Here is a 22,733-nt window from a genome sequence, read left to right as displayed (position 1 = left end):
CGCGATGAAAGGGAGCGGCCGCCGCATCGGATGCAATGCGGCGGCCGGGAGAGGCTAAGCAGGGGCGGCGGGCAGATTCAGGTTCGTGGCGTGCCGTACGTCGCGAACCTGCCCGCCCGCGGATCACACGACAGCGGAACGCGCGACCCGCACCGGTACCGACTTGTACGACGGCGTGCCGCTTTCCTTGTCGATGTAGTCGAGCGGCACAAGTACGTTCGCTTCCGGATAATACGCGCCGACCGACCCCGGCGCGATGTCGTACTCGATCGCCGTGATCTGCTCGAGGCGCAGCGTGCGGCCGGATGCGGTGATCGTCTCGATGTCGACGAGGTCGCCGTGTTCGAGCCCGTACTTCGCGAGATCGGTCGCGTTCATGAACAGCACGTCGCGCCGCCCGAACACGCCGCGATAGCGGTCGTCGAGCCCGTAGATCGTCGTGTTGTACTGGTCGTGGCTGCGCAGCGTGATCAGCCGCAGCACCTGCTCGGCGCCGAGGACGTCGGCGTCTTCCTTCACGCCCTTGTAGACCGAAAACATCGCCTTGCCGGTCGGCGTGGGCCACACGCGCTCGGTGGGCGGCAGCGGCAGGCGGAAGCCGCCCGGCGCGCGGATCCGCTCGTTGAACGCCTCGAAGCCGGGCACCGTCTTGTCGATCAGGTCGCGGATGCGGTCGTAGTCGGCAATCAGGTCGAGCCACGCGACCTTGCTGTTCGGCAGCGTCGCGTGCGCGATCCCCGCGACGATCGCGGGCTCCGAGCGCAACTGGTCGGACGCCGGCTTGAGCTTGCCGGCCGACGCATGGACCATCGACATCGAATCCTCGACGGTGATCGACTGGCGGCCGCTCGCCTGCATGTCGAGCTCGGTGCGGCCGAGCACGGGCAGGATGTAGGTTTCCTTTGCCACCAGAAGATGCGAGCGGTTCAGCTTCGTGCCGAGATGCACGCTCAGATCGAGCTTCGCCATCGCGGGGAACGACAGCTCGGGGTCGGGTAGCGCGACCGCGAAGTTGCCGCCGAGGCACAGCAGCGCCTTGGCCTGGCCGTCGATCATCGCCTGCATCGCCTGCACCGCGTCGTGCCCGTGATGCGCGGGCGGCTTGAAGCCGCACACGTCCTCGATCTTTTGCAGGAACTCGGCCGACGGCTTCTCGGTGATGCCGACCGTGCGGTTGCCCTGCACGTTGGAGTGGCCGCGCAGCGGGCATATGCCCGCACCGGGCTTGCCGAAGTTGCCGCGCATCAGCAGCAGGTCGGCGATCAGGCGCACGGTCGCGGTGCCCTTGTTGTGCTGCGTGACGCCCATCCCGTACGTGACGATCGTCGCGTTCGACTTCGCATAGGTGAGCGCGACCTGCTCGAGCTGCGCCTGGCTCAGGCCGCTCGCGCGCTCGATGTCGTCCCACGACGTCGCCTGCAGGTCGGTGGAAAACGCGTCGAAGCCGTCGGTGTGCTGCGCGATGAAGTCGCGGTCGAGCACGTCGCCGCGCTCGGCCTCGAACTGCAGCAGCGCCTTCATGATGCCTTTCAGCGCGGCCGCGTCGCCCCCCGCGTCGACCTGGTAGTACGTCGACGCGATGCGCGTCGAGCCGAACGACGCCATCTCGATCATGTCCTGCGGATCCGCGAAGCGTTCGAGCGCGCGCTCGCGCAGCGGATTGAACACGATGATCGGCACGTTGCGGCGCGAGCACTCGTGCAGCGTGCCCATCATCCGGGGGTGGTTGGTGCCGGGGTTGTGGCCGATCGAGATGATCAGCTCGCAGTGGTCGAAATCCTCCAGCGACACCGTGCCCTTGCCGATCCCGATCGACTGCGGCAGGCCGACGCTGGTCGGCTCGTGGCACATGTTCGAGCAGTCGGGGAAGTTGTTGGTGCCGAGCTCGCGCGCGAAGAGCTGATACAGGTACGCGGCTTCGTTCGACGCGCGGCCCGACGTATAGAACTCGACTTGCTCGGGTGGCAGCGCGCGTAGCACCTCGCCGATGCGCGCGAATGCGTCATCCCATTCGACCGCGCGGAACGTGTCGGTCGCGCGATCGTAGACGAGCGGATGCGTGAGCCGGCCCATGTTCTCCAGCTCGTAGTCGGACATCCGCAGCAGCGACGATACCGTGTTCGCCGCGAAGAACGCGGGGGGCACGCGTTTGGTCGTCGCTTCCCACGTGACAGCCTTCGCGCCGTTCTCGCAGAACTGGAACGTCGACTTGTGTTCCTTGTCGGGCCATGCACAGCCGGGGCAGTCGAAACCGTCGGGCTGGTTGGTCCGCATCAGCACGATCGGCGCTTCGATGGTTTCCATCTGCGTGCGCACAGCCTCGGCTGTCGCGCGAAGCGCGCCCCAACCGCCAGCGGGCCCATCGTACTTCCTGATGCCTGGCACCTCGCGTCGATTTGTCATGTGAATCTCCATGAGCCGGACCCGCTGCGGGGTGGCTCGGGTTGCGCCGCGTCGCGGCGTGAGGCGGCTCCGTCCGGCGAACGGAGCCGGTCATGCGCGCCCGTGCATCCGGGCCCGTCGAGTGTCAGTGCGCATCCATCAAAATAGCGAATCGGCCCATGGCCTCCAAGACACAGTTCGGCATCGGCCCGGCCGGGAATTGCACCCTCACATGCGTGTGCTCGGGAGACGCAAGGAGTACAGGCGAGCGCGCGTGCGGGTGCCGCGTGCGGGACACGGAAAGGTGGCGGCGTGCGACGCGCGCGAAGCGCGGTGCGACAGTGGCGCGTCGGGCGCGGCACGTGTTGAACGGGAAGAGGCGCACGCGATGCCCGGCAGGCATCACGCGCGGGCGGGACGTCAGGTCGCCGCGTTGCCCTGCGGCGCCACGGCCACCGATGCCTCGCTCGTCAGCATCAGGAACGTGAACGTTTCGCGCAGGTACAGGCGAACAACCTTGTCGGTGTGGCTCGTGTAGCCGATCGACACGTCTTCGCCGAGGTGCAGTTCATAGTCGCCGCCGCGGGTGGACAGTACGCAGCCGCCGCTGATCGCCGGCGCCCAGATAATCTCGCCGCTGACGATGCGCTTGATGTGGCCGAGGACCGGGTAGCCCTGGTCGCGCGCTTCGCTCAGCGCCGTGTAGGCGTCCGAGCCGAGCACGACCGAGTACGGGCCGTCGACGCCGGCGAGCCGAAGCGCTTCCAGCGCGTCGCTGATCGCGTCCGGGTACGCGCTGACGTCGGCCGGCAGCGTGAGTTTGCGGTTCGACGTGCCTTCGCGGATGCCGACGATGTCCGCGGCGAGATAGCCGTCGAAGATTGCGCCATCTTCCGCGAATGCGAGTTGTTGCGCGGCGTCCTTCGCCGGCTGCCAGTCGGCGTCGCGCGCACCGCGCTCGACGCTGTCGATCGCATCGCGGCTCAATTCGAACGGCACCGTCAGCTCGACGATCGTGCGCACTTCGCGCAGCCGCGCGTTCACCTGCTCGCGCGGTGCGGCGACCTCGCGCAGATGCCCGGTGCCGACGGCCGACAGCTCAGGGCCGGCCGGGCCCTCGACGTCGACCACGCGGCGCCCGGCCACCGAGCGCTTGAAGGTACGTGCCACTTCCTCCTCGATCTGCTCCCAGGCGGACGAGGAAACCGGCGCGAGTTCGCGGTGCAGGTTATTCATGGGCTTTGGCTCCTTTCAGCGATCCGATGTTCAACGAGCCGTCACGACGCGACTCGGGCGAGGTGGGGGCCGGCGGCGCGGCGGTGGCGTCGGCCGGTGCGGCGCGATCGGCGAGCGCTTCGAGCAGGTCGGCCGACGGCACGAAAAACAGCGAGCCGGTGACCGCGCGGCTGTAGTCGAGCAGCCGGTCGTAATTGCCGGGCGGGCGGCCGACAAACATGTTCTCGAGCATCTGCTCGATCGGCGCCGGCGAGCGCGCGTAGCCGATGAAATAGGTGCCGAATTCGCCGAAGCCGGGGCGCCCGAACGGCATGTTGTCGCGCAGGATCTTCACTTCCTTGCCGTCTTCGTCGAGCGTGGTCAGCGAGCTGTGCGAGCACGACGGTTTCACGTCCGGCGCGAGCTCGATGTCGGACAGCTTGGTGCGCCCGATGATGCGCTCCTGCGTCTCGACCGCGAGCGCGTTCCAGCCGGCCATGTCGTGCAGGTACTTCTGCACGATCACGTAGCTGCCGCCCGCGAATGCCGGATCCTCGTTGCCGATCACCGTGAAGTCGACCGCCTCGCGGCCTTCCGGGTTCTCGGTGCCGTCGACGAAACCGATCATCGCGCGCTGGTCGAAGTTGCGGAAGCCGTGCACCTCGTCGACGACCGTGACTGCGTCGCCCAGCGCGCCGAGCAATTGCGTTGCGAGCTCGAAGCACAGGTCCATCGCCTCGGCGCGGATGTGCAGCAGGATGTCGCCCGGCGTCGCGACCGCGACACGCTGGCCGGCGCCGAATTCGCGGAACGGATGCAGCGACGCGGGGCGCGGATCGCCGAACAGCGCATCCCATGCGTCGGCGCCGAAGCCGCACACGCAGGACAGGTTGCCACCCGGCACGCGCTTGCCGACCGAGCGCACGAGCGCGGCGATGTCGCCACACCACGCGCGGATCGTGTCGGCTCGGTCGGCGCCCGGGTTGACGGTTGCGACGAGGAAGATCGCGCTGCGCGTGATCGGACTGTGAACGGCCTGGGAGAGCGGGGGAAGGGTTTGCATCGCGGCCTGCCGGTCAGTCATGTCGGGACGGACGGGCCGAGGATGCCGCGGCGCGCGAAGACGCACGGTTGGACTGTGTCATGCGACTGTTCTCTTTGTGACATGCGGATGAAGGACGTTGCGCGGGCATCGCGCAACGGGCCGTGGCAGCGGCGGCCTGCCGCCCGGGCGCGCAAGGGGAGGCAGGCAGGATGGCCGCGCGTTCGCCCGGCGCATGACCTCGCCGCACCGCGTAACGTCGTCGAGCCTGCAATCTAGCAGCTTCGGCGGGTCTTTGGAACACGTATCGGCAATCTGTGATTCGAATGGATTGATCGGAGTCCGTTTTCGCGTCGCGGGCGCGCGGCTGTACTCCTGAAGCGCGCGGCGCTGTGCTCTTGAGCGCGTGTGGCGCGTGCAGTAGATTAGCTTCGCTCCGCCCACCGACGAGGACCGTCATGATGAACCTGCCGGAAGCGATGCCGGTTTTCGTCGCGGTGGTCGAGCATGGCGGGGCGTCCGGCGCGGCGTCCGACCTGAAACGCGGCGACGCGCAGGTGAACGCGCGGGTCGATTGCCTCGAACGGGATCCCGGCTGCAGATCGTTGCCGGACCGCGTAGGCGACGCCATGGCGTGTACCGATGCTGGCGTCGCGTTCCACCCGTGCTGCCGAAGCACGCTGTCCGAGGCCGCGCAAGCCATCGCCCAGATCGATGCGTGCGCAACCGTTCAGGATTTACCCGTCGGGGGCTTTCCGCCGCTCGAAACCATCGACCGTGTCGACGGATCTTCGATCGCGGAACCTATGCCATTGCACGAGTCATCGCGTTGAATACGTCCACTGTTTCCGCCGATACGGCCGCCGAGCGCATCCGCCGCCGCTTCGGACACTTCCTCCATGCGGCCGAGCTGGCCGGGATGATCGTGATCGGCCTCGCGACCGCGTTCGCGATGGCGCAGGAAGCATGGAAGGTCGTGCTCGCGGGTGAGGTGTCGCTGACCGACCTGCTGCTGATGTTCCTGTATCTCGAAGTGCTCGCGATGGACGTGCGCTACCTGCGACTCGGCCGGTTGCGGGTGCGCTTTCCGCTGTTCATCGCGATGACGTCGCTCGCGCGCGACCTGATCCTGCGCGGCGCCACCGACAGCCCCGAGCGAATGCTGATGACCACGGTCGGGATCGTGCTGCTTGCGATGGGCGTACTGATCCTCAGCTTCGGTCAGCAGCGTTTTCCGGCGGAAGTCGACGATGTCGAGGAGGACGCGCACACGCGTCGTTAAGGCCGCGCCTGGCCGGCGCTGTCGGAGAAGAACGAAGGATTCCACATCGATAACGGTGTCATCGTTGAAACGGACACAGCCGGCAAGCTTGCCGTGCCCGCCACGGATTGGCCGTTCAACGGTCGGCCGCTCGGGACGCTCGCCAGGCCGTATGCCGCACACGGCATGCGGATTGCTCCGGTTGCCGGACACCCGCGCACGCGTATCCAGCGTGTTGCGCCGCAACGTCGCGGACGCTCCATGCCGGTCGCGGATCGCATACGAACCATGAACCGCGTTTGCGTGCGCTGCGGGGTCGCCCGTACCTGCTCTTTTCAGGAAGGACGCCGATAATGGGATCGTTACCTCAGCTGGGAGCCGCGCCATGTCTGGAAGCGACGCATCGTCTTCACGCCCCGATCTTGCGCGGGGCATTTCGCTCGATGACATCGCTGACGGCGCGATGATCGAGGGTCAGGTCGGCGACACCACGGTGCTGCTGGTGCGTCGCGCCGACGCGCTGTTTGCCGTGGGCGCGCAATGCCCTCACTACGGCGCACCGCTGGCCGAAGGGCTGCTGGTCGGCGATACGATTCGCTGCCCGTGGCATCACGCGGCGTTCTGCCTGCGCACCGGCGAACGGCTGCGCGCGCCGGCGCTCGACGGCCTGACGTGCTGGCGCGTCGAACGTCGAGACGGCCGTGCGGTCGTGCTCGGCGCGCAGCCTGCCGCGTCGCCGCCCGTGTCGAACGCGGCCGGATTGCCCGAATCGGTGGTGATCGTCGGCGGTGGCGCGGCCGCTATCGCGGCGGCCGTGACGCTGCGGCAGGAAGGCTACCCGCACGCGATCACGCTGCTGAGCGCGGACAGCGAGCCGCCGTACGATCGACCGAACCTGTCGAAGGACTATCTGGCCGGCACGGCAGAAGCCGACTGGCTGCCGCTGCGCGGGGCGTCGTTCTATACGGACCAGCGCATCGATGTGCACTGCGGCACGCGCGTCGCGCGGATCGACCCCGCGCAACACGCGGTCGAACTCGCGGACGGCAGCCGCGTCGGCTACGGCGCGCTGCTGCTCGCCACCGGCGCCGAGCCGAACCGCCTGACCGTACCGGGCGCTGATCTTCCGCACGTGTGCGTGCTGCGCTCGCGCGCCGATTGCGATGCGCTGATCGGCAAGCTGAAGGCCGCGCGTCGCTGCGTCGTGGTCGGCGCGAGCTTCATCGGCCTCGAAGCGGCCGCCGCGCTGCGCACGCGCGGGCTCGACGTAGCGGTGGTCGCGCCCGATGCGCGGCCGATGGCGCGCGTGCTCGGCGACGCACTCGGCGACACGATCCGCGCGCTGCACGAGTCGCACGGCGTGGCGTTTCATCTTGGCGCGACGCCCACGCAGATCGCGCAGGATCACGTAACGCTGTCGAACGGCGATGTGCTGCCGGCGGACGTCGTGCTGGTCGGCATCGGCGTGCATCCGAACGTCGCGCTCGCGCAAGACGCGGGGTTGCTCGTCGATCGCGGCGTGACGGTCGACCGTTTCCTGAAGACGAGCGCGCCGGACATCTACGCGGCCGGCGACATCGCGCGCTGGCCCGATTCGCTGACGGGCGAACGCATTCGCGTCGAGCACTGGGTCGTCGCGGAGCGACAGGGAATCGCCGCGGCGCGCAACATGCTCGGCCGGCAGCAGCCGTTCGACGCGGTGCCGTTCTTCTGGAGCCAGCACTACGACCTGACGGTACGCTATGTCGGCCACGCGGAGCAATGGGACCGCGTCGAGATCGACGGCGATCTGCGCGCGCACGACGGTTCGGTGACGTACTGGCGCGGCGACAAGCGGCTCGCGGTCGCGACGATCGGCCGCGATCTCGACTGCCTGCGCGCGGAAGCGGCGCTCGAGCAGCAAGGCGCGACGCACGGCTGAACAGGCTGCCGACTGTGCGTTGAGCGGTGCACGCTCCGGTCAAGAGGTTGCGTATGCAACTGTCGTTGTATCGTCGCGACATGCGCGGAGATCGCCGAACCGGACATGAGCAGATAAACCGCGACTTCGGCTGCTCCATCGAGGTGTTCTCGACGCGGTTCCCGAACGCAATCGACGCGTATCGCGCGTTCGACGTGCGCGAGCCGGGCTGGATGAAGGTGAAACCGACGCCATGACGATGCGAACCGGAACGAGGAGGGCTGTGATGAACCAGATCGACGATCGCTACGACAACTGCATGGCCGCGTGCGATGCGTGTGCGCATGCGTGCGACGCGTGTATCGCGGGGTGCCTGGCGGAACCGGAATCGCACACCCTGGCAGGCTGCATCGCGCTCGACATCGAGTGCGCGCAGCTGTGCCGCCTTGCATCGGGCGCGATGGCGCGCCGCAGCGCGCTCGCGCCTCAGGTATGCGCGCTTTGCTCACATGCCTGCGAGCTGTGCGCAGCTGAATGCCTGCAGCACGCGCAGGACCACTGCCGCCGCTGCGCGCTGGCATGCGACACCTGCGCCGCGATGTGCCGCGCGATGACCTGAGCGATCAGCGCGCGTCGCGAACCTGGCGGGCGACGCGCTGCAGCAGCGCGTCGAGCACCGCCATCTCGACGGGCTTGACGAGGTGATCGTCGAAGCCCGCGCTCGCGGTGCGCGCGAAGTCGGCCGGGCTCCCATGGCCGGACAGCGCGACGCAGGTCATGCCGGCCAGTGCGTCGATCGCGCGCAGTTGGTGCAGCAGCGTGAAGCCATCGACGTCGGGCATCGACAGGTCGACGAGCATCAGGTGCGGAACGAGGTCTCCCGCGAGCGCCAGCGCGTCGTCCGCGTTGTACGCGACGCGCGGCGCGTGGCCCTTGACCTGCAGCAGCACGGCGAGCGTGTCGGCGGAGTCGCGGTTGTCGTCGACGATGAGGATGCGCAGCGGCGCACGGGCCGGTTGTTCGGTTGTGCGCGGTGCGGGCGCATCGCCCGGCGTCGCGCGCGTGGCATGCTCGAGCGGCAGCCGTACCGTGAACGTCGCGCCATGGCCGGGGCCGCTGCTCTCAGCGGCGATCATCCCGCCGTGCAACTCGACGAACGACCGGCAGATCGCGAGGCCGAGCCCGAAGCCGTCCGACGGGCGCCGGCCCGGGACGGCTTCCTGTTCGAACAGGTCGAAGATCGATTCGAGCGAGCCAGGCGCGATGCCGACGCCGTGATCGGTTACGCGGATCGCGACGATCGGCCCTTCTGCGTGCGCGCCGACGTCGATGCGCCCGCCTTGCGGCGAGAATTTCGACGCGTTGTCGAGCAGGTTGTGCAGCACCTGAACGAGCCGCGTGGCGTCGCCGCGCACCACCAGCGGATCGGCCGGCAGATCGACGCGAATGTGCTGCCCGCGCGCGGCCAGCTTCGGCTGGATACTTTCCACGCCGCGGCAGACGAGGTCGCGCACGGTCACCGGCGCGTCGTCGAGTTCGACCTTGCCGGCGGTGATGCGCCCGACGTCGAGCAGGTCGTCGACCAGCCGCGTCAAGTGTCCGACCTGACGGTGCACGGCGTCGCGGCATTGCGCGAGCTCGGGCGCCGGATCGGGCAGGCTCTGCAGCACGCCGACCGAATGGCGCAGCGGCGCGAGATGGTTGCGCAACTCGTGCGCGAGCATCGCGATGAACACGCTGAGCCGGTGCGTTGACACTTCGAGCTCGGCCAGCCGCTTGCGCTCGGTCATGTCGCGCGTGATCTTGATGAAGCCGGCGAGCTGGCCCGCATGGTCGCGCACGGCCGTGATCGTCACGCTTGCCCAGAACAGCGACCCGTCCTTGCGCACGCGCCAGCCTTCGTCCTCGAAGTGGCCGTGCGCGACGGCTTCCCGGAGCCCGAATGCGGGCCGCCCGGCCGCGATCGCGTCGGGCGGATAGAAACGCGAGAAATGGTGGCCGACGATCTCGGCCGTGCGATAGCCCTTGATGCGCTCGGCGCCCGCGTTCCACGTCGCGACGTTGCCGTGCGCGTCGAGCATGAACACCGCGTAGTCGGTAATCGCACCGACGACGGTTTCGAAGCGAATCTCGGCGAAGCGGTGCCGCAGATCGCGCGCATCGTTGGGTCCGAGCGGCGGGGGCGGATTGGAAATGGCGTCGTCTGTCTTCATCGGAACGGCAAGTCGGATGCGGGCGGAGGAACGCCGCCCCGCCGCAGCCGGCCGGGCCGGCGGCGGCCATTCAAATCGGATTGACACCCCGAAAGCATAAGGGAGGTCAATTCACCTGATCAATGGGGACGCACGGCCTGTGCCGCGCGGCGCCCGTGGTGCGAAATCCTGCCGGTGGCGGCGGTGCGGCATGGCGATTGCATCTCTGTGCGGTCCGCCGCGGCGCTTTGCGGCTACACGAGGACATCGATATGAGCAGCACACTGAACCCCGACAACGAACCGGCCGGCCCGGACGACGACAACGCGCGGCGCGGCCGCGATGGCCGCGCGCTGGGGCCGAGCGACTCGTCCGACAGCGGCAGCGATACGGCGGGCGCGCGGCGCTATCCGTTCGACGTCGATTCGCCGCTCGACGAGCACGCGCTGGAGCGCGGAGACGCGGCCCTCGACAGCGATACGGACCGCGCGGGCACCGGCGAGCGCGCGTCCGCGGACGGCGATTCGGGGCTCGAGGAAGCCGCCGACATCGAGCCGGATCGCACGGACCGACTGAGCGAGCCAGGCGGCATCGACGATCCGGACGCGCCGGGGGAACCCGGCACGGGCGGCGTATAGGGCCATAGCAGGACGATTGGCTGCGCAAAAACTGCAATCCCGTTGCAGATAGGGACGCCCGGCAAGAGACGTGCGGCGACGAGTGGCCGATCAGCGTCGCCCGTCGGCGGGCATCGGGCGCGAGGTGCGGGGCTCACGGCGTCGACCGGAATATTGACGTCGGCGTGCCGTCCCGTCGCGCCGGCAGGCCAGGCGGCACGTGACTTGCAATCGGTGGACCGACGCGCAGCGTGCGTTGCCGGCGCTGTTCGTCGAACACGATACGCCGCGCGAGCATCCGACCGACACGCTGCACCCGGTGCAAGACCCGAACGTGTTGCTGGTGCACGTCACGCCGTTCAACGCGCTGATGTGGGACAACGGCGTCACGCCGACGCGCGTGATCGAGCATGGCGTGCGGATTCCCGACGGCGTGGAGTATCGGGGCACGCTGCCGAAGGGCGTGACGGTCGTGAACAACATCGCGCGGCGCGGGCGGTGTCTCGGTGCTGACCTGTTCGAGGTCGTGCGTCACAGCGTGCCGCTCGATCTGGTGGGCATTGGGTCGAACGAGCTCGGCGGCATCGGCGAGGTGCCGAACCCGGCGCTGCCGCAGTTCCTGTCGCACTACCGCTTCTTCTTCAATCCGATCCGCTACGCGAGCCTCGGGCTCGCGGTGATCGAGGCGATGACGATCGGGCTGCCAATCGTTGCGCTCGCAACGACGGAGATGGCACAGCTCGTGAAGAGTGGCTGCAACGGGGTCGCCGATACGCGGCCTGCCGTGTTGATCGACGCGATGCGCATGTTGATCCGCGATCCGGACCTCGCGCGCGAGTGGGCACGGCGGCGAAGCGCGATGCGTGCGAGCGATTCGGGATCGAACGGTTCGTGCGTGAATGGGATAGCGCGTTGTGCGACGTCGCGTCGTGAGCGAGTCAGCCGCCGAGGCGGCGTGCTTACGGGCTCGTTGCGCTCGGTGGCGCGCCTACGCTCGCGGTGCCGCCGGCACTACTTGCACCACTTGCACCACTCGTGCCTGACGCCGGTGCTGGCGCGCCGCTCGCGGCATTGCGCTCGTGTTCGGGCAATAGCGCGAGGCGGTTGTACAGCGTCTTCAGGCTGATGCCGAGCGCCTTCGCGGTGCGCGGCTTGTCGCCGTTGAAATGACGCAGCGACGCGACGATGAAGCGCTGCTGTGTATGCGCGAGCGTCGTGCCGATATGCAGCGTCATCGCATTGTGTCGGACTTCCTCTCGCGGCTGTTGCCGACGCGGCAACTGCAGTTCGATCTGTTCGTCCGCGAGGATGAACGCACGCTCCAGCGCGTTGCGCAGCTCGCGCACGTTGCCGGGCCACGTATACGCGCGCAGCGCCTTCATCGCCTGCATCGACAGACGCTTGCGCGTGCGGTGCCGCGCGTTCAGCCGTTCGACGATCTGCAGCGCGATGTCGCCGACGTCGTCCTCGCGCTGCCGCAGCGCGGGCACGTGCAGCGCGATCGTCGCGATCCGGTAGAAGAGATCCTCGCGTAGCCGACCGCTGCGCACGGCCTCCACGGGATCGTGACGAGTGGCCGCGACGATCCGCACATCGAGCGGAATCGCTTCGTGACCGCCGACGCGCATGATCGTGTTCGACTCGAGCGTGCGAAGCAATTTCACCTGCAATTCCGCCGGCATTTCCGCGATTTCGTCGAGAAACAGCGTCCCGCCGCGCGCGGCTTCGAACATGCCCACATGTTGTGCAACGGCGCCGGTGAAGCTGCCTTTCTCATGTCCGAACAAATGGGATTCCGCGATGTCTTTCGGAATGGCTCCGCAATTGACGGGCACGAACGGGCCGCGCCGGCGCGGGCTCATGTCGTGGATGAGTCGCGCGACGATGTCCTTGCCGGCGCCGCTCTCGCCGACCACCAGCACGCTGACGCGTGTGCTTGCGACGCGCGAAACTTTCAGCAGCAAGTTCTGAATCGTTCGCGAGCGGCCGAACAGTCGCGTGCCGTCATCGTCGGATTTCGACATGAGTGATATCGCGTTGGGAAGTATTGACCGAAACCGTCGAAGACTGGATGAAAAAATGACCGACACGCGTCGTTTTTTCATGTGGAGATCATATCTTTTATGCCGAAATCGGCGGATTGAATCTGGCAATGCCACCGCCGGCGGCGGATAGATTTATTCGATGAGTGCCGATTGCGCGACGTGCTTCTTCTATACTGCTAAGCACTCGATTGTCATGGCAGGACAGTTATTCTGCTCATTCGTGTGCAGTGCGGACGTGCATGCCAAGTACCGGCGTCATGCCCCGCATTGCATGCCAGCCGCGGTTTCGGCCGATGCTTGGCGCCGGGGCCGCATCACAAGGAGCTTCGATGCCTTATGTCCTGATCGTCGAAGACGATGCCGATACGCGCATGATGCTCGCGACGCTCGCCCAGGCGCAGCAACTCGCCTGCGACACGGCCGCGACGCTCGAAGAAGCGCGCACGCTCGTTTCGACGCACACCCCCGATCTCGTGTTGTGCGACCTCGTGCTGCCGGACGGCAACGGGATGGATCTGTTCGACGCTTTGCCCAAGCACGCGCATTGCGAAATGGTGCTGACCACCGGTCACGCAAGTCTCGAAACCGCGATCGACGCGTTGCGGCGCGGCGCGACCGACTATCTGGTGAAACCGCTCAACATGCAGCGGCTGAACAGCATCTTCGCGCGCGTGCCGCGCACCACCGCGCTGCACGAGGAAATCGCCGAATTGCGCTCCGAGCTGAAGCGTCTCGGCCGCTTCGGCCGGATGCTCGGCAGTTCGCCCGCGATGCAGGCCGTCTACGATGCGATCGGCCGCGTCGCGCGCACCGAAGCGTCGGTGCTGCTCACCGGCGAGTCGGGCACGGGCAAGGAGCTCGCCGCGCAGACGGTTCACGATTTGAGCCTGCGCCGCCGCGGCCCGTTCCTCGCGGTGAACTGCGGCGCGATCGCGGCGAACCTCGTCGAGAGCGAGATGTTCGGCCACGACCGCGGCAGCTTCACCGGCGCCGAGCGGCAGCACAAGGGCTTCTTCGAACGCGCGGACGGCGGCACGCTGTTCCTCGACGAAATCACCGAGATGCCGGTCGAATCGCAGGTCAAGCTGCTGCGCGTGCTGGAAACCGGGCGGCTCACGCGGCTCGGCTCGACGCGCGAGATCGACGTCGACGTGCGTATCGTCGCGGCCACCAACCGCGATCCGGAAGCCGCGATGGCGGACGGCAAGCTGCGGCCCGACCTCTATCACCGGATCAACGTGTTTCCGATCCCGCTGCCGTCGCTCAGAGAGCGCGGCGAGGACATCCCGATGCTCGCCGACGCGTTCCTGCAACGCTACAACGAGGAAAGCGGCCGCAACCTGCGGTTCGCGCCGGCCGCGCGCGAAGCACTGAAGACCTACGCGTGGCCCGGCAACGTGCGCGAGCTGCGCAACTTCGTGCAGCGCGCGAGCATCTTCACCGACGCGGACGTGATCGACACGCTGCCGCCGCCGATCATGGAAGAACTGTCGAACATGGTCGACTCGGACGAGGAGCGCGTGACGGTACCGTTCGGCACGCCGCTCGAGGAAGTCGACCGCAAGCTGATCCTCGGCACGATCGCGCAATGCGGCGGCGTGAAGGCGCAGGCGGCGGAGGTGCTCGACGTCAGCCTGAAGACGATCTACAACCGGCTCGCGCAACTGGAAGACGAAGTGGAGAAACCGGATTCCTGATGTCGTGCCGGACATGCTCATGCGCGCGCACCCGCACGGCGACGCGTTTCTTCGTCGAGGCGGCGGCGCATGCGCTCGACATGCGGCGGCAACGTGCGCCGCTCGCCCAGGATCCATGGCAGGCTCGCGAACGCGGGCGCGATGCCGCGTTCGAGCCACAGGCGCGGAAACATGCGGACCATATGCGCGCGGCATCGGCGCGGTAGGGCGTGGTCCGGTCGAGCGCATCCTGCGGGCACTCCGCGATCAACCGGTCTGCGCGGCGCGCGAGCGTGACCTCGATCGCGAAGCGTTCGTCGGGGAAACTGTCGGTCACACTCTGATGCAGCCGGCGTGCGTGGTCGAGCGCATGGAACGTCATGACGAGCGGAATCCCGAGATGCTCCTTCACGCGTAGCGCGGCCTCGCCCGACGCGAAGCAGTTCGCGTGCATCACGTCGACCGGGTCGGGCTCCTGCCGCGTGCGCGCCGTCATGTAGTCCGCAAGCGTACCCGTATAAGGCAGCAGCCGTTTCTTCGCGATATCGGCGGGCGGCCCGACCGGCACGTGGATCATGCGCATGCGCGGACCGATCCGCGCAACTTCCAGCAGGTGCGGATTGTCGCAGCGCGTGCAGACGTCGACGTCTGCACGCGCTCGGCGCTTCGTTACGTTCGCGACATAGATGTTCTGCCCGCCCGCATCCACGCCGCCGATCACCCCCAGCGGCGACGCATCTTCACCGATCAACGCGATTCCTTGCATGGTGCTGCTCCCGAGATCGGGGCCACGCCGGCCAGCCCCGTTGCGTCCCCCTTCGGCAATCACCATACCCGCCACGTTGCTGGGCGCATGCCCCGCCCCCGTGCCGAAAAAATTACAACGCGTTGGATGAAAGGGCGTCTGGTCAGCGCGTCGCGCGTGCGCGCCGCGTATTGCGCGCGGCACGCGATTTGCGCCACCCGGATGTCCGCCGGCCATGCCGGCATCACCCGACAGGAGGTCACGATGAAGGTATTCCCGTTGCAATCCCGCGCTCCGCGATTCCGCCGTCGTGCCGCGAAGCGTCTCGGCATGGCGGTCGCGATCGCCGCGGCCACTGCCTGTATCGCCGTCGCGCCGAACGTGTTCGCCGCAGGCGACGACGGCACGGCATCGTCATCCATGTCGTCGTCGACGCATTCGAGCACCGGCACGAAGATCCGCGACGCGACCATCACGACCAAGGCGAAAGCCGAGCTGGTCGGCACGAGCGGCCTGTCGGCCGGCGACATTCATGTGAAGACGCGCCACGGCATCGTGATGCTGACCGGCAGCGTGCCGGATGAACAGCAGCGCACGCAGGCCGTCAGCGTCGTCAAGCAGATCGACGGCGTGCAGGACGTGCGCAACCAGTTGACCATCCGCCCGAAATAACTTCGGCCTCGTAGAAGGAGTCCAGTGATGAACTGCATGCTCAAACCGGTCGGCGAGCAGACGATCGTGATCACGGGCGCCACGAGCGGCATCGGCCTCGTCACCGCGCGCAAGGCGGCACGGCGCGGGGCGAAGCTGGTGCTGTTCGCGCGCAACGAGGCCGCGCTGAACACGCTGTGCGAGGAAATCCGCCAGCACGGCGGCCTTGCGGTGCCGGTCGCCGGCGACGTCGGCGTTCTCGAGGACCTGCAACGCGCGGCCGCGAAGGCGGTCGATACCTATGGCGGCTTCGATACGTGGGTCAACAACGCGGGCGTGTCGATCTTCGGCACGGCGGCGGCCGTGCCGCTCGAGGATCAGCGCCGGCTGTTCGACACCAACTACTGGGGCGTCGTGCACGGCTCGCTCGTCGCGTCGGACCATTTCCGGCGCAAGAGCGATTTCCACGGCGGCGCGATCATCAACATGGGCAGCGAGGCGTCCGATGCGCCGGTGCCGCTGCAAAGCGCGTATGCGGCGTCGAAGCACGCGGTGAAGGGCTTCACCGATTCGCTGCGCCTCGAGATCGAGTCGGATCACCTGCCCGTGTCCGTCACGCTCATCAAACCGGCCGCGATCGACACGATGTTCGTGATGCACGCGAAGAACTACATGAACGTCGAGGCGAAGCTGCCGCCGCCGATTTACGATCCGGACCTCGTCGCCGACGCGATCCTGTTCGCCGCCGCGCACCCGCGCCGCGCGCTGTTTGTCGGCGGCGCCGCGAAGCTGACGTCGGCCAGTGTCTATCACGCGCCGCGCCTGTTCGATCGCGTCGCCGCCACGCTGTTCTCGCGCGGCCAGCGCACGGTGCGACCGGCGCGCCCGCGCGACGACAACGCGCTGTACGAGTCCCGCCATGCGCTGCACGAGCGCGAAGGAATGGAAGGGCCCGTGCTGCGCGGCTGTACGTACAACGCGGTGGTGCAGCAGCCGAAGGTCGCGGGTGCGGTCGCACTCGGCGCCGCGGCGCTCGTGGTGGCCGCGCTGGCACGTGCGCGGCGTGCCTCGACGTAACCGCGTTCCTTTCCGTATCCCGGTTTCTCATTCGCAGGAGGTTTACATGTCATCCCGACAACATACGGGCCACGAATACAGCCACGCTCGCGCGCACGAAGGCGAGCGCACGCAGCAGGACCACGACAAGGGCGGCCACCAGACGGGGCACGGCAAGGCGCCGGGCCCGGTCGACGTGCAGAAGGCGCTGAAGGGGATGGACTATCCGGCGAGCAAGTCGGAAGTCGTCCAGTGCGCGGAGCGCTCGCACGCCGACCCGCGCGTAATCGACATGCTCAGACAGATACCCGATCGCGAATATGGCACGCCGGCATCGGTATCGAAGGAGCTCGGGCGGCTGATGTGAGCGCCGCCACGTCGCGTCGCGCACGCCGTCGCGTGTGCGGCAGCTTACGGTCACGAGGAGCACGAACATGGCGATGATCGTCGCAGGACGCTTCACGACGTTCCATGAAGCGGAAGGTGGCGCGCGCCACCTTTACGAGCGCGCGTTCGGCCCGGACGACGTGTCGATCTTCTTCCTGAACCCGGGCGGCCAGCACGCGCGCTTTCCGATCGGCGGCGACGTATATGCCGATACGGCCGCGAAGCCGGGTGGCCGCGGCGCGATGGTCGGCGCGCTGCGCGGGCTGCTGATCGGCGCGATCGTCGGGCTGATCGTCTATGCGCTCGGCGTGCACTACTGGTTCGTGCCGGCCGCCGGCGCGCTCGCCGGTGCGTATCTCGGCGCATTCGGCGGCGCGCTCGGGCGGATGCGCGGCGAGCAGGCCGAAGGCAAAGGCACGCTTGCGCATACCGAAACCGGCGTGATTCTGGCCGCACGCGTGACGGCGACGAACGCGGCCGCCGCGGAAGACGTGCTGCGTGCGACCGGCGCGCAATCGATCGAGCGCGTCGAGGGCGACTGGCACGACGGCGAGTGGCGCGACTTCGATCCGGTGCGCCGGCCGGACGGCACCACGCAGGGCCGCCCGCGCTGAACGAGTCGTTTTCGCCTGCGCCTGAAGCGCGGCGTGCCGCCGCGCGGGCCGGTGCGCGGTACACGGCACGCCGCTTGCGATGCATTCGCGACACCCGTTCAAGGAGGAACCCATGACCATCGCCAGGACACCGCCGCCCCAGACGCAGACGCAACAGCCGGGCCGCGAGCGGGAGATGCATCCGAAGCCGCGCGACGAAGCGGCCGATTACGTCGGCAGCGGCAAGCCGGCCGGCAAGGTCGCGCTCGTGACGGACGGCGACAGCGGGATCGGCCGCGCGGTCGCGATCGGTTTCGCGAAGGAGGGCGGGCGCATCGTCAATACCGCGTCGGTGACCGCGTATCACGGCAGCCCGAAGCTGCCCGACTGCTCGGCGACCAGGGGCGCGATCGTCGCGTTCGCGACATCCACGCTGCCGACGCTAAGGCATCACCTCCGCATGGCGGAGGCACTTCAGCGCAAGGTGGGCGCGCAGTAACGCGCGTCCGCTTCAACCCAAGGGCCGCGCGGGCGGCCCGTTTTTTCGGAGAAGCAGTCATGGCCCACCGACAATCGAAGCATGCAGGCATCCTCGAATTGCTCTGCCAGGCATACGAGACCGAGCTTGGCGGCGCGAAGATCTACGAGGCCGCGCTCAAGTGCGCGACCGACGAGGACCTGCACAAGGAATGGGAGAAGTACCACCGCGAAACGATGCATCACCAGGACGTGCTGCGCAAGGTATTCGAAACGCTCGGCCTCGATCCGGATACGAAGTCGCCGGGCCGTGCCGCAGTGGAGGCGACCGGCAAGTCGCTCGTCCAGGTGATCGAGCAGGCGAGGAAGCAGGCCGAGCCGGCGGTCGCGCAGGTCGTCGCGGCCGAATGCGTGGTGCTGGCCGAAACCAAGGATCACCTGAACTGGGAACTGATCGGCTATGCGGCCGACCAGTTGCGCGACGGCGACGCGGCGAAGGCGCTGAAGGCTGCGCACGATGAAGTCGAGGCCGACGAGGACCATCACCTGTATCACACGCGCGGCTGGGCGCGCGAGATGTGGATCGAATCGATGGGCTTCAAGGCGGTGCTCCCGCCGCCGGAGGAAGTGAAGAAGGTCGAGTCGGCGGCCGATGCGGCGCGTGCCGAAAAGTCGCGCGGCAAGATGATGTAACCATGCCGATCGGGCAACCGGGCCATGCTGCTCGCGCGGCCGCCCGGTTGCCCGATATCGTTGCCCCGCCGTCCCGGTCGTCCCCGGTTGAACGGTTGCTGACGCAACCACATCGTTCCGATCAGGTCAGCATGTCCACGGCCATCACGATAACCGATCCCGCCATCAGCACGCCCGCCAGCCACCCGAACATGTTCGATGCGATGCCGCTGCCGGGCTGGCCGCCCGCATCGCGTCGCTGCGACTGCCCTCGGTACCACGGCTGAGCGGTGGATGCGGCGGTCGTGGTTTCCCGCGCCGCGTCGTTGCCGCGCGGGCCGCTCATTCGGCGTCCCCCGCTGCGCCGTGCGCGAGGCGCGACGCAGTGCGCAGCGCGTCCACGAGCGTCCGGTATGCGTGCTCGCGCGAATCGGCGCTGCGCGTGCGCAGCACGTAGGACGGGTGATAGGTTGCGACGACGAAACAGCCGTCGGGTGAGCGAACCGGCTTGCGCGTGCGCTCGAGCGTTGCTTCGTTGTCCTGCAGCACCGCGCGCAGTGCCGTCGCGCCGAGCGCGATAGTCACCCGCGGGCGGATCGCATCGAGTTCGCGTTCGAGCCAGTAGCGGCACGCGGCGACCTCTCGCTGCGCGGGCGTCTTGTGCAGCCGACGCTTGCCGCGCGGCTCCCATTTGAAGTGCTTGACCGCGTTGGTCAGATAGACGGACGTGCGCTCGATCCCGGCTTCGTCGAGCGCGCGGTCGAGCATGCGGCCCGCCGCGCCGACGAACGGGATGCCCCTGCGGTCTTCCTGATCGCCCGGCTGCTCGCCGACCAGCATGATGCGCGCGTCAGCCGGCCCCGCACCGGGCACTGGCTGCGTCGCATGTTCCCACAGCCCGCAGCGGCGGCAGGCGTCGAGCGTGGCCGGTGCATCGTCGGCGGCGACGAGCGAGAGCGCCGCGCGCTTTGCGGACGCATCGCGCATCATGTGGTGCTTCCTGCACCCGTCGGCGCCGCGCCCGCGCCGGCGTGCGCACGACGGCGCGCTCGCCGGTGGGCGGCCAGCGGATCGAAGGCCTGTCCGGGTCTGAATATCGGCAGTGCGCGCATTGACGGTTTCCATATCGACGCTGTGCACTTCGTACAGCAACCGGCGTGCCGCATGCAGTTGAAACGCGTGTGCAGTTGGCGCTGGAAGGCTGCATCCGGTTACGGGAGAGCGCCGCGATACAATTCGACCCCTACGACGATGCGGACGCCGGCGACCTGCTGCCGTGATGCGCGGCCGTGCCGCTGACGCCGCACCTGTCCGGAACCGGCGAGTGGCCGCGGACGATCAGGCGTGGCCGATCGGGCGCCTTACACGGCACATGTAAAACGGCACGGGCGTCGTCGTGCCGAGCGCATTCGCCCGTCGCATGCGATACGGCGGCGCGGCTGGCGCATCGCAGCCGGGCATTTCCCGGCTGGGTGTGCTTGTCCGAATCGTGCAAAATACCCGGCATCAGAGATGCGGAGACCAGGCCCGTGGGAATCAACTTCGATTTGACCGACTTGCAGGCGTTTCGCGCGGTGGTGGAGTTGGGAAGCTTCCGGAAGGCCGCCGAGGCGATCAGCATTTCGCAGCCCGCGTTGAGTCGCCGGATCGACAAACTGGAGGAAGCGCTCGGCGTGCGTCTGTTCGAGCGCACGACGCGCAGCGTCACGCTGACGACGGTCGGCCGCGTGTTCGCGCCGAGCGCCGAGCAACTGCTGGACGATCTCGACGTCGCGCTGCTCGGCATCCGCGACGTCTCGTCGAGCCGCCTCGGTCACGTGACGATCGCGTGCGTGCCGTCGGTGGCCTACTACTTTCTGCCGAACGTGATCGCGAGCTATCATCGCCGCTTTCCGCGCATCAGGGTCAAGCTGCTCGATGCGAGCGCGAACGAGGTGCTGAGTGCCGTCATCAGCGGCGAGGCCGACTTCGGTGTGAGCTTCATGGGCAGCCAGGAGTCCGAGGTCGAGTTCAAGCTGCTGCTGCAGGAGCGATTCGTTGCCGCGTGCCGGCGCGATCATCCGCTCGCGCGCAAGAAGCGCGTGACCTGGAACGAGCTTTACGAGTACGAGTATGTGTCCGTGGACAAGACATCCGGCAATCGCTTGTTGCTCGATCAGGCACTGACGAGCGTCGCGCCGCGTGCGCCGAGCGTGTGCGAGACGCGCCACGTGACGACCATGCTCGGGCTGGTCGAGGCGGGGCTCGGCGTCGCCGCGGTGCCGTCGATGGCGATGCCCGGACACGACCATCCGCTGCTCACGAGCGTGCCCCTCGTCGAACCGGCGGTCAAGCGCCGGGTGGGCATCGTGAAACGGCGTGGACGCCCGCTGACGCCGGCCGCGGAGGAGTTTCACCGGGCGATCGTCGACGCCAGACGCGGCAGTGCGCCACACAGCGATGCATCGAAGTGATGCATGCGACGAATACGACCGGAACATCGAGGAAGACCACACCGTGAGGCTGGGAAGACCGCTGCATTCGCTCTACGTGCAGGTTCTGCTGGCGATGGCGCTCGGCGTCAGCGTCGGCCACTTCTGGCCGTCGGCAGGCGCGTCGCTCAAGCCGCTCAGCGACGCATTCGTCGGTCTCGTGCGGATGATGATCGCACCGATCGTGTTCTGCACGATCGTCTCCGGCATCACGTCGCTGACGAACGGGAAGGCCATCGGGCGCACGATCGTCCGCGCGCTGGTGCTGTTCTACCTGCTGACCGCCGCCGCGCTCGCATTCGGGCTCGTCACCGCGTTCGTGCTGCGGCCCGGCGCCGGCATGCACGTCGACGTGCGCCATCTCGACGCGAGCGTTCTGGCGCAATACGCGCAGCATGCGCAACCGCGCGGACTCATCGCGTTCGCGCTGAGCGTGATCCCGGATACGATGCTCGGGGCGTTCCAGCAGGGCGAGGTGCTGCCCGTGCTGCTGCTGTCGCTGCTGTTCGGTTTTTCGCTGAACGCGCATCCGCAGGCCGGGCGGCCCGTGCTGGCGCTGATCGACGGCGTCGCGCAGATCGTCTTTCGCGTGCTCGCGATGATCATGCGGCTCGCCCCGCTCGGCGCATTCGGCGCAATGGCCTTCACGGTGGGCCGCTTCGGCATCGGTTCGGTCGGCTCGCTCGCACGGTTGATGGTGTCGTTCTACGTGGCCTGCGGGCTGTTCGTCGCGCTGGTGCTCGCGCCGCTCGTGCGGTTGCACGGTTTCGCGTTGTGGCGGCTGTTGCGCTACATCCGCGAGGAGTTGCTGATCGTCCTCGCGACGTCGTCCACGGAACCGGTATTGCCGCGGCTGATCGTCAAGCTGGAGTCGCTCGGTTGCGACAAGGGCGTCGTGGGGCTCGTGCTGCCGGCCGGCTACTCGTTCAACCTGGACGGCACCGCGATCTATCTGACGCTCGCGGCATTGTTCATCGCCCAGGCGTGCGATGTGACGCTTTCCGCGCCGCAGATCGCGGCGATGCTGGCCATCATGCTGCTGACGTCGAAGGGTGCGGCCGGTGTGTCCGGCAGCGGGCTCGTCGCGCTCGTCGCGACGCTCGCCGTGATGCCCGACCTGCCGGTTGCCGGCGTCGCGCTTCTGGTCGGCATCGATCGCTTCATGTCCGAGGCGCGTGCACTGACGAGCGTGATCAGCAACGCGTGCGCGGTGATCTTCGTTTCAATGCGGGAAGGGGCGTGCGATCGTGCGCGTCTCGCGCAGATGCTGAACGGGACCGGACCTGTTGGCCCGAATGGCGCCGATGGAGCGGAGTCCGGCGCCCGGCCCGACGGGAAGGCGGTCTGACGC

Annotated in this window: 21 protein-coding genes and 4 pseudogenes; 17 read left to right on the top strand and 8 right to left on the bottom strand. The window is 67.9% G+C overall.

Features of this window, described 5'->3' with window-relative positions; translation table 11 throughout:
* Positions 1 to 123: 123 nt before the first annotated feature.
* From WS66_RS31515 to WS66_RS31505, 3 genes are all read right to left on the bottom strand, one after another.
* A complete protein-coding gene (locus tag WS66_RS31515; protein ID WP_059605911.1) occupies positions 124 to 2,403 on the bottom strand; it encodes an FdhF/YdeP family oxidoreductase in 2,280 nt (759 codons plus the stop codon).
* A gap of 399 nt (positions 2,404 to 2,802) precedes the next feature.
* Positions 2,803 to 3,618 (bottom strand): family 1 encapsulin nanocompartment shell protein, encoded by an 816-nt coding sequence (locus tag WS66_RS31510; protein ID WP_059605914.1) that lies wholly within the window; start codon positions 3,616 to 3,618, stop codon positions 2,803 to 2,805.
* Positions 3,611 to 4,681 (bottom strand): Dyp-type peroxidase, encoded by a 1,071-nt coding sequence (locus WS66_RS31505; RefSeq protein ID WP_059605917.1) that lies wholly within the window; start codon positions 4,679 to 4,681, stop codon positions 3,611 to 3,613. Before WS66_RS31505 ends, WS66_RS31510 begins: the two co-directional genes overlap by 8 nt.
* Positions 4,682 to 5,097: 416 nt before the next feature.
* Between WS66_RS31505 and WS66_RS31495 the strand changes: the two genes are divergently transcribed.
* The 6 genes and pseudogenes from WS66_RS31495 (at position 5,098) to WS66_RS31470 (ending at position 8,419) form a co-directional block, all read left to right on the top strand.
* The gene (locus WS66_RS31495; protein ID WP_059605921.1) at positions 5,098 to 5,472 is read left to right on the top strand and encodes a LysR family transcriptional regulator; all 375 of its coding nucleotides are present in this window, start codon (positions 5,098 to 5,100) and stop codon (positions 5,470 to 5,472) included.
* Positions 5,469 to 5,921 (top strand): phosphate-starvation-inducible protein PsiE, encoded by a 453-nt coding sequence (locus tag WS66_RS31490; RefSeq protein WP_059605925.1) that lies wholly within the window; start codon positions 5,469 to 5,471, stop codon positions 5,919 to 5,921. The genes WS66_RS31495 and WS66_RS31490 overlap by 4 nt, the downstream gene beginning before the upstream one ends.
* Before the next feature lie 15 nt (positions 5,922 to 5,936).
* A pseudogene (locus tag WS66_RS34935) lies at positions 5,937 to 6,065 on the top strand (DUF1269 domain-containing protein); the annotation flags it as partial.
* A gap of 220 nt (positions 6,066 to 6,285) precedes the next feature.
* Positions 6,286 to 7,821: an FAD-dependent oxidoreductase gene (locus WS66_RS31480; RefSeq protein WP_059605928.1), complete on the top strand. Its 1,536-nt coding sequence runs from the start codon at positions 6,286 to 6,288 to the stop codon at positions 7,819 to 7,821.
* A 53-nt stretch (positions 7,822 to 7,874) separates the two neighbouring features.
* Positions 7,875 to 8,057: a hypothetical protein gene (locus WS66_RS31475; RefSeq protein ID WP_059605931.1), complete on the top strand. Its 183-nt coding sequence runs from the start codon at positions 7,875 to 7,877 to the stop codon at positions 8,055 to 8,057.
* Between the two features lie 29 nt (positions 8,058 to 8,086).
* Positions 8,087 to 8,419, top strand: coding sequence for a four-helix bundle copper-binding protein (locus WS66_RS31470; protein WP_108064785.1), 333 nt, complete (start codon positions 8,087 to 8,089; stop codon positions 8,417 to 8,419).
* Between the two features lie 4 nt (positions 8,420 to 8,423).
* Here WS66_RS31470 and WS66_RS31465 read toward each other — a convergent pair whose 3' ends face one another.
* The gene (locus tag WS66_RS31465; protein WP_059605936.1) at positions 8,424 to 10,013 is read right to left on the bottom strand and encodes a PAS domain-containing hybrid sensor histidine kinase/response regulator; all 1,590 of its coding nucleotides are present in this window, start codon (positions 10,011 to 10,013) and stop codon (positions 8,424 to 8,426) included.
* 251 nt (positions 10,014 to 10,264) lie between these two features.
* On the opposite strand from WS66_RS31465, the gene WS66_RS31460 reads away from it, so the two are divergent.
* The gene (locus tag WS66_RS31460) at positions 10,265 to 10,630 is read left to right on the top strand and encodes a hypothetical protein (RefSeq protein ID WP_059605940.1); all 366 of its coding nucleotides are present in this window, start codon (positions 10,265 to 10,267) and stop codon (positions 10,628 to 10,630) included.
* 220 nt (positions 10,631 to 10,850) lie between these two features.
* A pseudogene (locus tag WS66_RS31455) lies at positions 10,851 to 11,542 on the top strand (glycosyltransferase); the annotation flags it as partial.
* A gap of 26 nt (positions 11,543 to 11,568) precedes the next feature.
* On the opposite strand, the gene WS66_RS31450 reads toward WS66_RS31455, so the two are convergent.
* Positions 11,569 to 12,633 carry a sigma-54 interaction domain-containing protein gene (locus tag WS66_RS31450; protein ID WP_059605945.1) on the bottom strand — a complete coding sequence of 355 codons (1,065 nt, stop codon included), beginning with the start codon at positions 12,631 to 12,633 and terminating at the stop codon, positions 11,569 to 11,571.
* A 350-nt stretch (positions 12,634 to 12,983) separates the two neighbouring features.
* Between WS66_RS31450 and WS66_RS31445 the strand changes: the two genes are divergently transcribed.
* Positions 12,984 to 14,351: a sigma-54-dependent transcriptional regulator gene (locus WS66_RS31445; protein WP_059605948.1), complete on the top strand. Its 1,368-nt coding sequence runs from the start codon at positions 12,984 to 12,986 to the stop codon at positions 14,349 to 14,351.
* Positions 14,352 to 14,532: 181 nt separating this feature from the next.
* Here the strand turns inward: WS66_RS31445 and WS66_RS31440 are convergent.
* Positions 14,533 to 15,096, bottom strand: a pseudogene (locus WS66_RS31440) (glycosyltransferase); the annotation flags it as partial.
* A gap of 243 nt (positions 15,097 to 15,339) precedes the next feature.
* Here WS66_RS31440 and WS66_RS31435 point away from each other — a divergent pair.
* The 6 genes and pseudogenes from WS66_RS31435 (at position 15,340) to WS66_RS31410 (ending at position 18,932) form a co-directional block, all read left to right on the top strand.
* The gene (locus WS66_RS31435) at positions 15,340 to 15,747 is read left to right on the top strand and encodes a BON domain-containing protein (RefSeq protein WP_059605996.1); all 408 of its coding nucleotides are present in this window, start codon (positions 15,340 to 15,342) and stop codon (positions 15,745 to 15,747) included.
* A 27-nt stretch (positions 15,748 to 15,774) separates the two neighbouring features.
* A complete protein-coding gene (locus WS66_RS31430; protein ID WP_059605951.1) occupies positions 15,775 to 16,803 on the top strand; it encodes an SDR family oxidoreductase in 1,029 nt (342 codons plus the stop codon).
* Positions 16,804 to 16,849: 46 nt separating this feature from the next.
* Positions 16,850 to 17,149 carry a DUF2795 domain-containing protein gene (locus WS66_RS31425; RefSeq protein WP_059605954.1) on the top strand — a complete coding sequence of 100 codons (300 nt, stop codon included), beginning with the start codon at positions 16,850 to 16,852 and terminating at the stop codon, positions 17,147 to 17,149.
* Between the two features lie 67 nt (positions 17,150 to 17,216).
* Entirely contained in the window at positions 17,217 to 17,783 is a 567-nt protein-coding gene (locus WS66_RS31420) for a hypothetical protein (protein ID WP_059605957.1), read from the top strand.
* Positions 17,784 to 17,895: 112 nt separating this feature from the next.
* Positions 17,896 to 18,192 (top strand): annotated as a pseudogene (locus WS66_RS31415) (hypothetical protein); the annotation flags it as partial.
* Positions 18,193 to 18,320: 128 nt separating this feature from the next.
* Positions 18,321 to 18,932: a hypothetical protein gene (locus tag WS66_RS31410; RefSeq protein WP_059605964.1), complete on the top strand. Its 612-nt coding sequence runs from the start codon at positions 18,321 to 18,323 to the stop codon at positions 18,930 to 18,932.
* A 121-nt stretch (positions 18,933 to 19,053) separates the two neighbouring features.
* Here the strand turns inward: WS66_RS31410 and WS66_RS34590 are convergent, their stop codons facing one another.
* Both WS66_RS34590 and WS66_RS31400 read right to left on the bottom strand, forming a co-directional pair.
* On the bottom strand, positions 19,054 to 19,257 hold the full coding sequence (locus WS66_RS34590) for a hypothetical protein (RefSeq protein WP_059605967.1): 204 nt from the start codon (positions 19,255 to 19,257) through the stop codon (positions 19,054 to 19,056).
* On the bottom strand, positions 19,254 to 19,901 hold the full coding sequence (locus WS66_RS31400; RefSeq protein ID WP_059605970.1) for a UdgX family uracil-DNA binding protein: 648 nt from the start codon (positions 19,899 to 19,901) through the stop codon (positions 19,254 to 19,256). The genes WS66_RS34590 and WS66_RS31400 overlap by 4 nt, the downstream gene beginning before the upstream one ends.
* Before the next feature lie 539 nt (positions 19,902 to 20,440).
* On the opposite strand from WS66_RS31400, the gene WS66_RS31395 reads away from it, so the two are divergent.
* Together WS66_RS31395 and dctA are read left to right on the top strand one after the other, a co-directional pair.
* Positions 20,441 to 21,364, top strand: a complete 924-nt coding sequence (locus WS66_RS31395) for a LysR family transcriptional regulator (RefSeq protein ID WP_059605973.1) — start codon at positions 20,441 to 20,443, stop codon at positions 21,362 to 21,364.
* 43 nt (positions 21,365 to 21,407) lie between these two features.
* Positions 21,408 to 22,730 (top strand): C4-dicarboxylate transporter DctA, encoded by a 1,323-nt coding sequence (dctA, locus tag WS66_RS31390; RefSeq protein ID WP_082729021.1) that lies wholly within the window; start codon positions 21,408 to 21,410, stop codon positions 22,728 to 22,730.
* The last annotated feature ends 3 nt before the right edge of the window (positions 22,731 to 22,733 follow it).

Source organism: Burkholderia sp. LA-2-3-30-S1-D2, assembly GCF_001523915.2.
Lineage (GTDB): Bacteria > Pseudomonadota > Gammaproteobacteria > Burkholderiales > Burkholderiaceae > Burkholderia > Burkholderia diffusa.
The sequence above is the reverse complement of the archived record's forward strand: the minus strand, read 5'-3'. Positions and strand labels throughout refer to the sequence as shown.

Coding starts and splice junctions, on each gene's coding strand:
- WS66_RS31450 (WP_059605945.1), bottom strand. CDS start 12,633: ATGTCGAAATCCGACGATGACGGCACGCGACTGTTCGGCCGCTCGCGA.
- WS66_RS31460 (WP_059605940.1), top strand. CDS start 10,265: ATGAGCAGCACACTGAACCCCGACAACGAACCGGCCGGCCCGGACGAC.
- WS66_RS34590 (WP_059605967.1), bottom strand. CDS start 19,257: ATGAGCGGCCCGCGCGGCAACGACGCGGCGCGGGAAACCACGACCGCC.
- WS66_RS31515 (WP_059605911.1), bottom strand. CDS start 2,403: ATGACAAATCGACGCGAGGTGCCAGGCATCAGGAAGTACGATGGGCCC.
- WS66_RS31420 (WP_059605957.1), top strand. CDS start 17,217: ATGGCGATGATCGTCGCAGGACGCTTCACGACGTTCCATGAAGCGGAA.
- WS66_RS31435 (WP_059605996.1), top strand. CDS start 15,340: ATGAAGGTATTCCCGTTGCAATCCCGCGCTCCGCGATTCCGCCGTCGT.
- WS66_RS31510 (WP_059605914.1), bottom strand. CDS start 3,618: ATGAATAACCTGCACCGCGAACTCGCGCCGGTTTCCTCGTCCGCCTGG.
- WS66_RS31495 (WP_059605921.1), top strand. CDS start 5,098: ATGATGAACCTGCCGGAAGCGATGCCGGTTTTCGTCGCGGTGGTCGAG.
- WS66_RS31475 (WP_059605931.1), top strand. CDS start 7,875: ATGCAACTGTCGTTGTATCGTCGCGACATGCGCGGAGATCGCCGAACC.
- WS66_RS31480 (WP_059605928.1), top strand. CDS start 6,286: ATGTCTGGAAGCGACGCATCGTCTTCACGCCCCGATCTTGCGCGGGGC.
- WS66_RS31505 (WP_059605917.1), bottom strand. CDS start 4,681: ATGACTGACCGGCAGGCCGCGATGCAAACCCTTCCCCCGCTCTCCCAG.
- WS66_RS31400 (WP_059605970.1), bottom strand. CDS start 19,901: ATGATGCGCGATGCGTCCGCAAAGCGCGCGGCGCTCTCGCTCGTCGCC.
- WS66_RS31425 (WP_059605954.1), top strand. CDS start 16,850: ATGTCATCCCGACAACATACGGGCCACGAATACAGCCACGCTCGCGCG.
- WS66_RS31410 (WP_059605964.1), top strand. CDS start 18,321: ATGGCCCACCGACAATCGAAGCATGCAGGCATCCTCGAATTGCTCTGC.
- WS66_RS31430 (WP_059605951.1), top strand. CDS start 15,775: ATGAACTGCATGCTCAAACCGGTCGGCGAGCAGACGATCGTGATCACG.
- WS66_RS31470 (WP_108064785.1), top strand. CDS start 8,087: ATGAACCAGATCGACGATCGCTACGACAACTGCATGGCCGCGTGCGAT.
- WS66_RS31445 (WP_059605948.1), top strand. CDS start 12,984: ATGCCTTATGTCCTGATCGTCGAAGACGATGCCGATACGCGCATGATG.
- WS66_RS31465 (WP_059605936.1), bottom strand. CDS start 10,013: ATGAAGACAGACGACGCCATTTCCAATCCGCCCCCGCCGCTCGGACCC.